This window comes from Microbacterium sp. (genome assembly GCF_051953575.1).
GTDB lineage: Bacteria > Actinomycetota > Actinomycetes > Actinomycetales > Microbacteriaceae > Microbacterium.
Genome location: NZ_JBQCIP010000299.1, coordinates 1 through 13,544, shown reverse-complemented (window position 1 = coordinate 13,544; position 13,544 = coordinate 1). Strand labels below are relative to the sequence as shown.

Annotated in this window: 12 protein-coding genes and 1 pseudogene; 6 read left to right on the top strand and 7 right to left on the bottom strand. The window is 70.0% G+C overall.

Going from position 1 to position 13,544, the window contains the following annotated elements; all coding sequences use genetic code 11:
* Nucleotides 1-172: 172 nt before the first annotated feature.
* On the bottom strand, nucleotides 173-379 hold the full coding sequence (locus ACTHNQ_RS19140; protein ID WP_018172266.1) for a hypothetical protein: 207 nt from the start codon (nucleotides 377-379) through the stop codon (nucleotides 173-175).
* A gap of 62 nt (nucleotides 380-441) precedes the next feature.
* Here ACTHNQ_RS19140 and ACTHNQ_RS19135 point away from each other — a divergent pair, with 62 nt between their 5' ends.
* Nucleotides 442-2,343 (top strand): ABC transporter ATP-binding protein, encoded by a 1,902-nt coding sequence (locus tag ACTHNQ_RS19135; RefSeq protein WP_440335528.1) that lies wholly within the window; start codon nucleotides 442-444, stop codon nucleotides 2,341-2,343.
* 21 nt (nucleotides 2,344-2,364) lie between these two features.
* Here the strand turns inward: ACTHNQ_RS19135 and ACTHNQ_RS19130 are convergent, their stop codons facing one another.
* Genes ACTHNQ_RS19130 through ACTHNQ_RS19105 form a run of 6 tightly spaced genes read right to left on the bottom strand, consistent with a single transcriptional unit; the run spans nucleotide 2,365 to nucleotide 9,097 of the window.
* The gene (locus tag ACTHNQ_RS19130) at nucleotides 2,365-3,321 is read right to left on the bottom strand and encodes a glycosyltransferase family 2 protein (protein WP_440335525.1); all 957 of its coding nucleotides are present in this window, start codon (nucleotides 3,319-3,321) and stop codon (nucleotides 2,365-2,367) included.
* A gap of 45 nt (nucleotides 3,322-3,366) precedes the next feature.
* The gene (locus ACTHNQ_RS19125; protein WP_440335527.1) at nucleotides 3,367-4,512 is read right to left on the bottom strand and encodes a cysteine desulfurase family protein; all 1,146 of its coding nucleotides are present in this window, start codon (nucleotides 4,510-4,512) and stop codon (nucleotides 3,367-3,369) included.
* Between the two features lie 19 nt (nucleotides 4,513-4,531).
* The gene (gene nadC / locus ACTHNQ_RS19120) at nucleotides 4,532-5,389 is read right to left on the bottom strand and encodes a carboxylating nicotinate-nucleotide diphosphorylase (RefSeq protein WP_440335524.1); all 858 of its coding nucleotides are present in this window, start codon (nucleotides 5,387-5,389) and stop codon (nucleotides 4,532-4,534) included.
* The gene (gene nadB, locus ACTHNQ_RS19115) at nucleotides 5,383-6,984 is read right to left on the bottom strand and encodes an L-aspartate oxidase (protein ID WP_440335523.1); all 1,602 of its coding nucleotides are present in this window, start codon (nucleotides 6,982-6,984) and stop codon (nucleotides 5,383-5,385) included. The genes nadC and nadB overlap by 7 nt, the downstream gene beginning before the upstream one ends.
* Nucleotides 6,981-8,333: a quinolinate synthase NadA gene (gene nadA, locus ACTHNQ_RS19110; RefSeq protein ID WP_440335522.1), complete on the bottom strand. Its 1,353-nt coding sequence runs from the start codon at nucleotides 8,331-8,333 to the stop codon at nucleotides 6,981-6,983. The genes nadB and nadA overlap by 4 nt, the downstream gene beginning before the upstream one ends.
* 23 nt (nucleotides 8,334-8,356) lie before the next feature.
* Complete coding sequence (locus ACTHNQ_RS19105; RefSeq protein WP_440335521.1) at nucleotides 8,357-9,097, bottom strand: NUDIX hydrolase; 741 nt, start codon at nucleotides 9,095-9,097, stop codon at nucleotides 8,357-8,359.
* Nucleotides 9,098-9,277: 180 nt separating this feature from the next.
* On the opposite strand from ACTHNQ_RS19105, the pseudogene ACTHNQ_RS19100 reads away from it, so the two are divergent.
* The 5 genes and pseudogenes from ACTHNQ_RS19100 to ACTHNQ_RS19080 form a co-directional block, all read left to right on the top strand.
* Nucleotides 9,278-10,096 (top strand): annotated as a pseudogene (locus tag ACTHNQ_RS19100) (ABC transporter substrate-binding protein); the annotation flags it as partial.
* On the top strand, nucleotides 10,081-11,016 hold the full coding sequence (locus tag ACTHNQ_RS19095) for an ABC transporter substrate-binding protein (RefSeq protein ID WP_440335526.1): 936 nt from the start codon (nucleotides 10,081-10,083) through the stop codon (nucleotides 11,014-11,016). The pseudogene ACTHNQ_RS19100 and the gene ACTHNQ_RS19095, both read left to right, overlap by 16 nt.
* Before the next feature lie 43 nt (nucleotides 11,017-11,059).
* Entirely contained in the window at nucleotides 11,060-12,055 is a 996-nt protein-coding gene (locus tag ACTHNQ_RS19090) for an ABC transporter permease (RefSeq protein WP_440335520.1), read from the top strand.
* 10 nt (nucleotides 12,056-12,065) lie between these two features.
* On the top strand, nucleotides 12,066-13,139 hold the full coding sequence (locus ACTHNQ_RS19085) for an ABC transporter permease (RefSeq protein ID WP_440335519.1): 1,074 nt from the start codon (nucleotides 12,066-12,068) through the stop codon (nucleotides 13,137-13,139).
* A partial coding sequence (locus ACTHNQ_RS19080; protein WP_440335518.1) for an ATP-binding cassette domain-containing protein occupies nucleotides 13,136-13,544 on the top strand: 409 nt, incomplete at its 3' end. The genes ACTHNQ_RS19085 and ACTHNQ_RS19080, both read left to right, overlap by 4 nt.

Below are 13,544 nucleotides of genomic sequence, written 5' to 3'. Positions count from 1 at the left end.
AGCGGGGATGCTGCCGGTTCCGGGTGTCGTCTCGATGGCGGCCATGGGTCGTCTCCTCGCGGCTCGGATGGACAGCAATGTGCCATCCGAGGATGGCAAGCTTCCAAGGTAACCGCGGGGTCGGACATCGCATTCCCGATCCGGGGAAGCGATGCCGGATGGCTGCCGCGGGTCAGCTGTGGGCGGGCTCCTCGGGAGCGTCCCAGTCCTCCGAGCCGATCGCGTCGGTCGGCTCGGCCTCGGGCTCGCGCTCTTCGAGGTTGTGCGGCAGCGGGTTCACGATCTCCTCGTGCGGGATCGCCTTGAGCTCGTCGATCTCCGCACGGAGTTCGGCGAGGTCGCTGCCGTCGTGTTCGGGGGCGTCGGGAGTCGAGGTCATATGGCGAGCCTACTGCCGCGGACCTCTGTGTCCACACGCTCACTAGGCTTGACGGGGTGAGCATGCGTGGCGGTGGCGGGGGAGGACATCCCGGGTTCCGGCCCGTCGACACCGAGGCGCAGCGCCGCGCGAACGCCTCGGCGCCCCGCATCCCGAATCTCGGCGCCCGCGTCGTGGGGCTCTTCCGCCCGTACCTGTGGTCGATCGTCTTCACCGGCGTGCTCGTGGTCCTCGGCGCCGGCATCGCCGTCGTCCCGCCGCTGCTCGTGCAGCGCGTGTTCGACGACGCACTGTTCCCGGTCGACGGCTCGGCGCCGGACCTGACGCTGCTCTGGCAGCTCGTGCTCGCGATGATCGGCCTGTTCCTACTCGGCGCGGCCGTCGGCGTGCTGCAGACGTGGCTCACCTCGACCGTCGGCAACCGCGTCACGGGCGACCTGCGCACCACGCTGTTCGATCACCTCCAGGCGATGGAGCTCGCCTTCTTCACCCGCACGAAGACCGGCGTCATCCAGTCGCGGCTGCAGAACGACGTCGGCGGAGTCTCGGGCGTGCTCACCAATACGGTGACGAGCATCCTCGGCAATGCCGTGACCGTGGTGGCGTCTCTCGTCGCGATGATCATCATCGACTGGCGCCTCACGATCATCGCGGTCGTGCTCATGCCGTTCCTGGTGATCGTGCAGCGCCGCGTCGGCCAGGTGCGGGCACGGATCGCGGGAGAGACGCAGGAGTCCCTCTCGGAGCTGACCTCGATCACGCAGGAGACGCTCAGTGTCTCGGGCATCCTCCTGTCCAAGTCGTTCAACCGCCAGCGCACCGAGTCCGCCCGCTACGCCGACGAGAACGCCAACCAGGTGCGGCTGCAGGTGCGCCGCGCGATGAGCGGCCAGGGCTTCTTCGCGGTCGTCCAGGTGCTGATGGCGAGCGTCCCCGCGGTCATCTACCTGGTGTCGGGATACTTCATCTCGGGCGGCGCCGACGCGATCACCGCCGGCACGATCGTCGCCTTCACCACCGTGCAGGCGCGCCTCCTGATGCCCCTGATGGGCCTGATGCGGGTCTCGCTCGACCTGCAGACCTCGTCGGCGCTGTTCGCCCGGATCTTCGAGTACGTGGACCTGGTGCCCGCGATCAGCGACGCCCCCGACGCCATCGACGTCGCCGATGCGCCCGGCCCGCTCGGGCGCATCGAGTTCCGCGAGGTGGTGTTCCGGTATCCGGATGCCGCGCCCGACGCCCGCCCGACGCTGCGGGGCGTGTCGTTCGCGGCGGAGCCCGGCCAGCACGTGGCGTTCGTCGGCCCGTCGGGAGCGGGCAAGACGACGGTGCTGTATCTCACGCCGAGGCTCTACGAGGCGTCCGGCGGCTCCGTGCTGTTCGCGGGCGAGGACGTGCGCCGCCTGCGACAGGAGTCCATCGTCGACAGCGTCGGCATCGTGTCGCAGGAGACCTATCTCTTCCACGCGACGATCCGCGAGAACCTGCGGTACGCCAAGCCCGATGCGACGGATGCCGAGCTGGAGGCCGCGTGCCGCGCAGCCAACATCCACCATGTGATCGCCGGGTTCGAGAAGGGGTACGACACGATCGTCGGAGAGCGCGGGTACCGCCTCTCGGGCGGCGAGAAGCAGCGCATCGCGATCGCGAGGGTGCTGCTGAAGGACCCGCCGGTGCTGCTGCTCGACGAGGCGACGTCCGCCCTGGACACGGTGTCGGAGCGGGTCGTGCAGGAGGCGCTGGATGCCGCATCCCGTGGCCGCACGACGCTGACCATCGCGCACCGCCTGTCGACGGTCATCGGCGCGGACGTCATCCATGTCGTGGAGGGCGGCCGCATCGTGGAGTCCGGTACGCACGCCGAGCTGATCGCGGCCGGCGGCCTCTATGCCGAGCTCGCCGCCCAGCAGCTCGCGTCCTCGCGGATCCTCGAGGCCGAGCGGGCCCTCGAGAGCGACGCCTGAGACCTCAGGCTGCCAGAGGCGTCACCACAGCCGCGCAGCGGCGATGGCCGTGGCCGCCGGCTCGGGCGGCTCGGCTCCGCCGGAGCGCGCCCACAGCATGCGCGTGAACGCGCCGAGCTCCCGGCGGTACGCCGGGTCGGAGTGGTCCCGCGCCAGGTCGACGAGCGGCGGCAGGTCCATCGCGAGGATGAGCCGGACGCGGGCGGCGGCCGCGCGGGCCTGGCCGGCGGCATCCAGCACGGCGATCCCGCCCGCGAGCGCCTCGAGGTAGTCGCGCATCACGGGGAGCTCGCCCTTGTGCTGGGTGATCGAGGAGCCGTCGGCCCGTTCGCGCCACTCCACGACGACGTCCGGGATGACGTCGAAGGCGCGGGCGCGCGTGTAGAGCTGCTGCGCGACGATCTGGTCCTCGTAGGCCTTGCCGACGGGGAAGCGCAGGCCGGTGCGCCGCCAGAACTCGGTGCGGCTGACCTTCGACCACGCGACGATGTTGCCCGACGCCTCGGGGTGGGCCTCGAGGGTGGTGCCGGTGCGCGCGGGGGCGGTGGCGGCGGCCACCCACGGCTGGACCGAACCCGATACGTAGTGGCCGTCGCCCTCGGGGCGGAGCCGCACGTAGGCGCCGAGCGCGAAGTCGCTGCCGCTGTCGACGACGGTGCCGACGAGCAGCTCCAGCGCCCGGGGCGTGTAGCGGTCGTCGCCGTCAAGGAAGCCGATGAGCGGGGTGCGGACGAGGTCGAGCCCGGTGTTGCGGGCGGCGCTCAGTCCGCCGCGCTCGCGATGGTGCACGACCTGGAAGCGGTCGTCGGCCGCGGCCGCGGCCTCGAAGAGGGCGCCGGTGTCGTCGTTCGACGCGTCGTCGACGAGCACGGCGACCCAGTCCTCGCGGGTCTGCGCGCGCAGCGAGTCGAGCGCCTCGGCAGCGTACCCCCCCACATCGTAGCCGGGCACGATGACGGTCACGACAGGGCTCTGCACGTCCCCGATCCTATGGTGCCGGGCACCCGCCCCGGCCCGATCGCGTCATCCCGCGACGGCGGCCACCGAGGCCTCCACGGCGTCGGCGACGGCATCCAGCGGCGCGTTCAGCCAACGGGGCAACGTGAAGCGCACAGCGGTCTGCGCGACCTCGGGGGCGACCCCCATTGCGACGAGGACGTGCGAGGGCTCGTCGCTGCCCGCGGCGCACGCCGAACCGCTCGACGACACGACGCCGCGGCGCTCCAGCTCCAGCAGCACGGCCTCGCCGCTGGTGCCCGCGAACGTGAAGCTCGCGGTGCCCGGGAGCCGGTGCTCGGGGTCGCCCGTGAGCCGCGCAGACGGTACGCGCTCGAGGACGCGGGCGATGAACCGGTCCCGGATCGCGGTGACGCGGGCGGATGCCTCCACCCGCTCCTGCTCGGCCAGTTCCAGCGCCGTGGCGAACCCGACGGCGCCGGCGACATCCTCGGTGCCGCTCCGGCGTCCGCGCTCCTGGCCGCCCCCGTGCAGCAGCGGCTCCAGCGGGATGCGGCCGCGCACGCCGAGGACGCCGGTGCCCTTGGGCGCCCCGAGCTTGTGGCCTGCGAGCGAGATCGCGTCGTACCCGAGGTCGGCGGCCGAGAGCGGGAGCCACCCGGCGGCCTGGACGGCGTCCAGGTGCAACGGGACGCCGCGCGCGTGCACGGCCGAGGCGAGGGCCGCGGCATCCTGGATCGTGCCGATCTCGTTGTTCGCGTAGCCGACGGCGACCACGGCGGTGTCGTCCCGGAGCGCGGCGGTCACGGCATCCACCGATACCCGGCCGAACTCGTCGACCGGCACCCGCGTCGCCGCGAAGCCGTGGACGCGCTCGAGATAGTCCACCGATTCGAGCACCGACTCGTGCTCGATGGGCGTCGTCACCACGTGGGCACGCCGATCGTCGCGGCGCAGCGCGGCGGCGATGGCGATGCCCTTGATGGCGAGGTTGTTCGCCTCGGTGCCGCCGCTCGTGAAGACGATGTCGCCGGGCCGCAGTCCCAGCACGCGCGCGACGCGTGACCGGGCGTCGGCCAGCGCGTCGGCGGCCGCCTCGCCGACGGTGTGATGGCTCGACGGGTTGCCGTACCAGCGCGTGAGGTACGGCATCATCGCCTCGAGCACCTCCGGACGCACCGGCGTGGTCGCGGCGTTGTCGAGATAGAGCAGGCTCATGTCGCTGCGCGGATCAGGCCGCGTCGATCCGGACGTCGAGGCCGAGGTCGAGCGCGCGTGCCGAGTGCGTGAGCGCGCCGACCGAGATGACGTCCACTCCGGTCTCGGCGATCGCCCGCACCGTCTCGAGCGAGACGCCGCCCGACGCCTCGACGGTCGCGCGACCGGCCACCTGGGCGACGCCGGTGCGCAGGTCGTCGAGCGAGAAGTTGTCGAGCATGATCGTGCCGATGCCGGCGGCGAGCACCGGCTCGATCTGATCGAGCCGGTCCACTTCGACCTCGATGTGGGTCGTGTGGGGGAGGAAGTCCTTCGCCGCGCGCAGCGCGTCGGTCGTCGAGACCCCCTTCTGCGCCAGCACCGCGAGGTGGTTGTCCTTCGCCATCACGGCATCCGACAGCGAATGCCGGTGATTGCGCCCGCCTCCGTCGCGCACCGCCTTGCGCTCGAACGCCCGCAGCCCGGGCGTCGTCTTGCGGGTGTCGGCGATGCGCGTGCCGGTGTGGGCGACCTCGGCGACGTACGCGCCGGTGAGCGTCGCGATGCCCGACATGCGCTGCACGAAATTGAGGCCGATGCGCTCTGCCGTGAGCACCCCGCGCGCGGGGCCGGTGACCACCGCGAGCACGGCGCCCGGCTCGAACCATTCCCCGTCCTCGACGACGAGCTGCACGTCGATGCGCGGATCCGTCAGCCGGAAGGCCGCCTCGAACACCTCGCCCCCCGAGAACACCCCGCGCTCACGGGCGACGAGGTCTGCGCGCGCCACCGCCGTCTCGGGGAGCAGGGCCTCGCTCGTGAGGTCGCCCCACGGCGCGTCCTCTTCGAGCGCCGCACCCACGGCGCGGTCGATCACGGCTCGCGTCAGCATGCGACGGCCTCCCTCTCGTGCTGCGGGTCCTTCTGGGCGCCGGTGCCGAGGGCGTCGGCGGCGTCGCTGCGATAGTGGGCGCCGACCGACGCCCGGCGGGCGCGCGCGGCGGCGACGGCCCGCTCGGCGACGAGCAGCAGGTTCTCGTCCTCGAAGTCGTGCTCCGTGCGCGGGTCGCGCGGCTGTGCGCGCCAGTGGGCGATGACGGATGCCGCGTGCCCGAGGCCCGCCTCGTCACGGACGAGTCCGGCGTCCTGCCACATCAGCTCCTGCAGCGCCGCCCGCGAGAAGGGCGGCGCATCCGCGGTCGCGCCCCCGTCGGCACTCGCCGCCGGCTGCCCGGCAGTGCGGTCGACGGGCCAGGAACCGGATGCCGCGTCCGCCGCGATCGTGTCGCCCGCGCGGGCGCCGAACACGGCTCCCTCCAGCAGTGAGTTCGATGCGAGACGATTCGCGCCGTGCACGCCCGTGCGCGCCGTCTCGCCCACCGCGTACAGGCCGGGAAGCGTGGTGCGGCCGAACAGGTCCGTGGTGACGCCGCCCATCAGGTAGTGCGCGGCCGGGGTGACCGGGATGGGTTCGCGCGCCCAGTCGAGGCCGCGCTCGCGCACCGCCGCATCGATCGTCGGGAACCGACGCGCGAGGAAGGCGGCGCGCTCGCCGGCATCGGCCGAATGCAGATGCGTCGCGTCGAGGTACACCGGTCGGCCGTCCTGCGCCTCCATCTGGTGCGCGATCGCCCGGGCGACGACGTCGCGGGGTGCGAGCTCGCCGTCGGGATGCGCGTCGAAAGCGAAGCGCCGGCCCTTCTCGTCCACGAGGGTCGCACCCTCACCGCGCACCGCCTCCGATACCAGGAACGAGTCGCCTGCGGCCAGCACCGTCGGGTGGAACTGGAAGAACTCCAGATCGCGCACCTCGGCGCCGGCGCGGATCGCGGCGGCGATGCCGTCGCCCGTCGCCACCTCGGGGTTCGTCGAGTGGGCGTAGAGCTCGCCCGCGCCCCCGGTCGCGAGCACGATCGCGTCGGCGAGGAGGGTCTCGCGGCGCCCGGGTGCGGATGCCGACTCCCCGACGATCAGCTCGACGCCGGCGGCGCGACCGTCGGTAACGACGAGGTCGACGAGGAATGCGTGCTCCACGACCTCGACGTCGCTGGCGCGCAAGCGGGCGACGAGCGCCTTCTCGATCACCGTGCCCGTCGCGTCGCCGCCGGCGTGCAGGATGCGGGGGTACGAGTGCGCGGCCTCGAGGCCCTTGACGAACCCGCCGGTCGCGTCCCGGTCGAACGCGACGCCCAGTGCGATGAGCTCGCGGATGCGGTCGGGGCCCTCGTCGACGAGCACGCGGACGGCGGCCTCGTCACTCAGCCCGGCGCCGGCGACGAGCGTGTCGCGCACATGGTCCTCTGCGCGGTCGTCGTCGAACATGACGCCGGCGATGCCGCCCTGCGCGAAGCGCGTGTTGGCATGCTCGAGCACGTCCTTGGTGACCAGCGTCACCCGGCAGCCGTGCTCGACCGCGTGCAGCGCCGTCAGCAGGCCGGCGATGCCGGAGCCGACGACGATCGCCCGCGGCGCGGCGGGCTCGGTCATGAGGCGTTCTCCCAGTCGGCTGCGGGGGCTGCCGGAGGCTTGGCCGCCAGCATCCGCTCCAGGGCGAGACGCGCCGGGTCGGCCACCGACGACGGGACCGTGATGCGGTTGCGCACCTCGCCGGCCACGAGGCCTTCGAGCACCCACGCGAGGTAGCCCGGGTGGATGCGGTACATCGTCGAGCAGGGGCACACGACGGGGTCGAGGCAGAAGATCGTGTGCTGAGGGTGCTCGGCGGCGAGGCGCTGCACGAGGTTCACCTCGGTGCCGATCGCGAACGTGGTCGGCTCGGTCGCCGCCTCGATCGCCTTGCGGATGTAGTCGGTCGAGCCGGACTCGTCGGCGGCATCCACCACCTCCATCGGGCACTCCGGGTGCACGATGACCCTCACGCCCGGGTGCTCGACGCGGGCCTTGGCGATCTGGTCGACCGAGAAGCGGCGGTGCACCGAGCAGAAGCCGTGCCAGAGGATCACCCGCGCGTCGGCGAGCGTCTGCGCGTCCGAGCCGCCGTACGGCTTGCGCGGGTTCCACATCGGCATCTGCTCCAGCGGCACGCCCATCGCCTTGGCGGTGTTGCGGCCCAGGTGCTGGTCGGGGAAGAAGAGGACGCGGCGTCCTCGCTCGAAAGCCCACTCCAGCACCGTCCGGGCGTTGGAGGAGGTGCACACGATGCCGCCGTGGCGGCCCACGAAGCCCTTGATGGCCGCGCTCGAGTTCATGTACGTCACCGGCACGACGGGCACGAGGCCGTCGGCGTCCTTCGCGTCCATGTCGCCGTAGATGTCGGCGAGCTGCTCCCACGCCTCTTCGACCTGGTCGATGTCGGCCATGTCGGCCATCGAACAGCCCGCGGCGAGGTTCGGAAGGATCACGGCCTGCTCGGGACGCGACAGCAGGTCGGCGGTCTCGGCCATGAAGTGGACGCCGCAGAAGACGATCGCCTCGGCGTCCGGGTGCTCGAGGGCGGCGTTCGCGAGCTGGAACGAATCGCCCACGTAGTCGGCGTGCACCACGACCTCTTCGCGCTGATAGAAGTGGCCCAGCACCACGACACGGTCGCCGAGCGTCGCCTTCGCGGCACGGATGCGGTCGGCGAGCTCGGCTTCGGACGCCTCGCGGTACTCGCGCGGCAGCTCGCCCTGACGGGGTGAGCCGGTCGGGATCACGTCGCCCATCGACGACCCCGGGCCGTAGCCGGGGCGGGTGTCGAAGTCCCACGGACCGGCGGCGAGGTCCGTGTTGCAGGTCTCGCCCTGCAGGGCTCCGGAGACGATGGCCTGGATCTCGTGGTCCACGGACGGATCGAGCTCGGGCCGGGGCTGGAGGGTGATGTTGACGGCGGGCATGGCGGGCGCTCCGTTCGGGATGGTCAGTGGGCGACGTCGAGCGGGCCGCGGTCGGCGAGCTCGACGTCCTGGTTGTAGCGGTACAGCCGCGCCGGGCGATGACTGCCCGTGCGGAACCGGTCGGTGGGGATGAGGGTGCCGGAGTTCTCGACCTGACGACGGAAGTTCGCCGGGTCGAGGCGGCGGCCGAGGATGGCCTCGTACACCTCGCGCAGATCGGCGAGGGTGAACTCGTCGGCGAGCAGCCCGTGCGCGATGCGGCTGTAGCCCACCTTGTTGCGCAGGCGCCACAGCGCGTAGTCGACGATCTCGTTGTGGTCGAACGCCAGGCGGGGGAGGGCGGTGGCGTCGAACCACTGCACGTTCTCGGTCGCGAACAGAGGCTCGACGGCATCCTCAGAGATCTCGTCGGCGCGGATCAGCGCCCAGTACACGATCGACACGACCCGGGTGGGGGAGCGGTCGACCGCCCCGAACGCGTACAGCTGCTCGAGATAGCTCGGTGCCAGCCCGGTCGTCTCGGCCAGGGTGCGGGATGCCGCGGCATCCAGGCTCTCGGCGATGTCGAGCCAACCGCCGGGCAGTGCCCACTGCCCTTCATGGGGATCGCGCGTGCGTCGGACGAGGGGGAGCGCGACCCGTGCCGCGTCGTCGCCGTCGAGGCGGCGGAGCGCGAAGATCACCGTGGACACGGCGACTCGCGTCGCATCGGCGGGTCCCGGTGCGGCGGTCGCGGTGGTGATGTCGGTGGCTGTTCTGGTCATGATGACTCTAACTAACGTCGATCATAGTGTCAGAGTGACCTGAAGCCAAACCCGTGCCGACATAATTCCGGGGCTGCAGCAGTAGGCGTCAACCGTTGCCAAGACGTGACGAATCAAGGATGCGACGCAGGGGAATGTTTGTTAGGTTTACGTTCAAACGTTTGTTAGGGAACAAAACTAATGAGCGTCCTCGGGTGCCCTCGCACTCCTCCCTGCAATGCCGCACGAGAGAAAGAACCAAAGATGATTCGAAACGCGAAGCGCCGCGCCGCGCTTCTGGCCGTCGCCGGGGCTGCGATCCTCGGTCTCGGCCTGTCTGGTTGTGCCGGTGGAGGCGGGGGCAACGGCTCCTCCTCCGACGAACCCACCCTGCGGGTCTGGGCGGGAAGCCAGACCCCGATCGAGGCGAACTTCAACCCGTTCTCGCCGAGCGTGCTCCACGCCGCGCTCGGCCCGATCTACGAGCCGCTGTTCTTCTACAACAAGACGGCCGACGACGCTCCCGCGCCGATGCTCGGCGAGAGCTTCGAGTACAACGAGGACGGCACCGTCATCACCGTCAAGCTCAAGGACGGTGTGAAGTGGAGCGACGGCGAGGACTTCTCGGCCGAAGACGCCGCCTTCACGTTCAACTACGAGCCCAACCACCGCGACGGCCTCGTCTCGGCCGAGGCGCCGGACGACACCACGCTCGTGCTGACGTACTCGAGCCCGCAGTACACCAACGAGTTCCAGATCCTCGGCACCACGTGGATCCTTCCCGAGCACATCTGGAAGGACGTCAAGGACTACTCGACCTTCACGGACGAGGACCCGGTCGGCACCGGCCCGTACGTTGTCGAGAACGTCACGGATGCGTCGTACACCGTCGTGGCGAACAAGAACTTCCGCGACAAGGGCGTGCCCGCCATCAAAAAGGTGCAGTACATCGGCATCGACGCGAACCAGTCGGCGCAGGACCTGCTGACGGCCGGCAAGCTGGACTGGACAGGCATGTTCGTGCCCAACCCCGACTCGGTCACCGACAAGGGCGTCATCAGCATGATCAACACGCCGCAGACCCCACCGTCCTGTACACGTGCTCGAACGCGGAACTCGGCTGCACCGGTCCGCAGACCGACGTCGCCGTCCGTCAGGCTCTCAACGTCGCGATCGACCGCGGCACGATCAAGGAGAAGGCCTTCGTCGGCCTCACGGGCGACATCTCGCCGACCTTCGCGCTGCTCCCGCGCGACCAGAAGTGGGTCGCCGACCCGGCCAACGAGGTCAGCCCGCAGTCTCCCGACGCCGCTGCCGCCGGTCAGATCCTCGAAGCAGCCGGCTACACCAAGGGCAGCGACGGCTTCTACGGCAAGGACGGCACGCCGATCGAGCTGAGCCTCATTTCGGTCGACGGCTGGACCGACTACAACGACGCCGCGAAGCTCATCTCCGAAGAGGCGGCCGAGGCTGGCATCAAGGTCACCGCCTCCACGGTGCAGTGGCAGGAGTTCTCGGACGCCCGTCAGACCGGCCAGTACCAGCTGATCATGGGCGGCGTCATCGGCACCTCGGTCGCCGACCCGTTCCAGATCTACAAGGACTGGTTCACCGGTGAGTCCACGTCGCAGGTGGGCCAGGAGGTCCCGACCGGCCGCTGGAACTTCAGCCGCTACGACAACCCTGTCGTGAACGAGGCCGTGGCAGCCGCGGCCGCCACCAACGACGAGGCCGTCAAGAAGGAGGCGTACGCGAAGGTCCAGACCGAGATCGTGCGCGACCTGCCCTACATCCCCCTGGTGATCAACGCCACCCAGACCTTCTACAACTCGAAGGACTACACGGGCTGGCCGACCGAGGACGACCTGTACGCCTTCCCGCCCGCGTGGGGCTCGGTGGCGGCCGGCTACATCCTCCAGCACCTGGAGCCGGTGAAGTAATGCACGACCGGGCAGAAGCCGCGGCACGGAGGAGTACGCCGCAATGAAGTTCTATGCGCGGCGGATCGGGTTCTACGTGGTGACACTGTGGGCGACGATCTCCCTCAATTTCCTCCTGCCGAGGCTTCTGCCCGGCGACCCCGCCGACATCATGATCGCCAAGATGCAGCGTGCCGGCGGGGAGATCAGCGAGACCCAGATCCGCAACATCAAGGCCCTGCTCGGGGGCACTGACCAGTCGATGTGGGAGCAGTACGTCAACTACTGGAGTCGGCTGCTTCAGGGGGATCTCGGCATCTCCATCACGAAGTACCCGACTCCGGTGGTCGACCTCATCGCCGCGGCCCTGCCGTGGACGGTGATCCTGGTCGGCCTCGCCACGCTCATCTCGTTCATCCTCGGCGTGGGCATCGGCGCGTGGGTCGGGTGGCGCCGTGGCACGTGGGTGGACCACCTGGTGCCGTTCACGACGGTGCTCCAGTCCATTCCCTACTTCTGGCTCGCGCTCGTGCTGATCGCCGTCTTCTCGGTGGCGCTCGGCTGGTTCCCCATCATCGGCGGCTACGACGTCTTCGAGTTCCCGGAGGGGCCCGAGTGGAGCTGGGCGTTCATCTCGAACGCGATCTACCACGGCTTCCTGCCGGCGCTGACGATCGTGCTCAGCTCGGTCGGCGGGTGGCTGCTCGGCATGCGCAACATGATGGTGTCGACCGTCTCGGAGGACTACATCGTCACGGCCGAGGCCAAGGGCCTGAAGCCCATGCGCATCCTTCGCACCTACGCGACCCGCAACGCCGCCATCCCCTCGATCGCGGGGTTCAGCATCTCGCTCGGCTTCGTCGTCGCGGGCTCCATCGTGATGGAGCAGGTGTTCACCTACCCGGGCGTCGGCAAGCTCATGATCCAGTCCGTCCAGAACAGCGACTACGCGCTCATGCAGGGCGTGTTCCTCGTGATCACGATCGCGGTGCTCGCGGCGAACTTCATCATGGACCTCGTCTACGGATTCATCGACCCGAGGGCGCGCCACAATGTCTGAGGAAACAGAAGTGACCGATCCGCGCCCCGCGTCCGCCGTCGACGAGCCGCCGACGATGTCGGAGCTCGCCATCGACCCCACGATCATCGCGCCTGCGGCCATCATGACCCCGCCGGTCACGGTCGACATCGTGACCGCCCGCGAAGAGGCGCGCGACGCTCGTCGCGGGTTCCGGCAGCTGATGCCGCGCATGTCGCTCAAGCTCGCGATCGGCCTCATCATCGTGGTCGGCATCGTGCTGTTCGCGATCATCGCGCCGATCTTCGCGCAGGACCCGTACGACTCCGACAACCCGGCCCTGCAGCCGCCCAGTCCCGAGCACATCCTCGGCACCACCAAGCTCGGCTACGATGTGTTCGCACAGCTGGCCACCGGCGCGCGGGGCTCGCTCATGGTCGGCATCATCGCGGGCCTCATCGCCCTCGTGCTGTCGCTCATCTTCGGCATCGTCGCCGGCTACAAGGGCGGCTGGTGGGACGAGATCCTGTCGCTGTTCACGAACATCATGCTGGTGATCCCGGGTCTCCCGCTGGTGATGGTCATCTCGAGCTACATCCCGGTGCGCAGCTGGCTGCTGGTCGCCGTCGTGCTGGGCATCACCGGCTGGGCGGGGTCCGCCGTCGTGCTGCGCGCGCTGTCGCGATCCGTGCGCGCCCGCGACTACGTCGCCGCGAGCCGCGTGGCGGGCGAGAAGTCCGGGCGCATCATCTTCGTCGAGATCCTCCCGAATCTTCTCCCGCTGCTGACAGCCCAGTTCCTCTTCGCGATCATCTTCGCGATCCTCGGCGAGGCCGGACTCTCCTATCTGGGCCTCGGGCCGACCGGGTCGATCACGTGGGGCACGATGCTCAACGAGGCGCAGAGCGGTCAGGCGCTCGGACAGGGCGCGTGGTGGTGGTTCGTCCCGCCGGGGCTCATGATCGCGCTGCTCGGCGCAGGTCTGTCGCTCATCAACTTCTCGATCGACGAGATCATCAACCCGAAGCTGCGGCTCGCTCCGCAGAACGCCCGCCGCGTGCGTCAGGCCCAGCGCGCCGGGCGCGGCGTCGAGGCCGCGCACACCCCGAACGGAGCAGAGGCATGACCGGTGATGCGGTGCTGACGGCGCGGAATGTGTCGATCGAGTATGAGGTGGATCCGCCGGTGAAGGCGGTGCGTGATGTGTCGTTGACCCTGAATCGTGGGGAGATCCTGGGGTTGGCGGGGGAGTCGGGGTGTGGCAAGACCACGCTGGCGTATGGGATGAACCGGCTGTTGAAGCCGCCGGCGTTGATGACGGCGGGGGAGGTGGTGTTCCACGACCGGTCGGGGGTGGACATCGATGTGGTCGGGTTGGCGGATGAGGAGTTGCGCCGGTTCCGGTGGGACAAGGTGTCGATGGTGTTCCAGGGGGCGATGAACTCGTTGAACCCGGTGATCAACATTCGTGCGCAGCTGTTCGACGTGTTCACCACGCACCGGCCGGAGATGTCGAAGCGGCAGAAGCAGC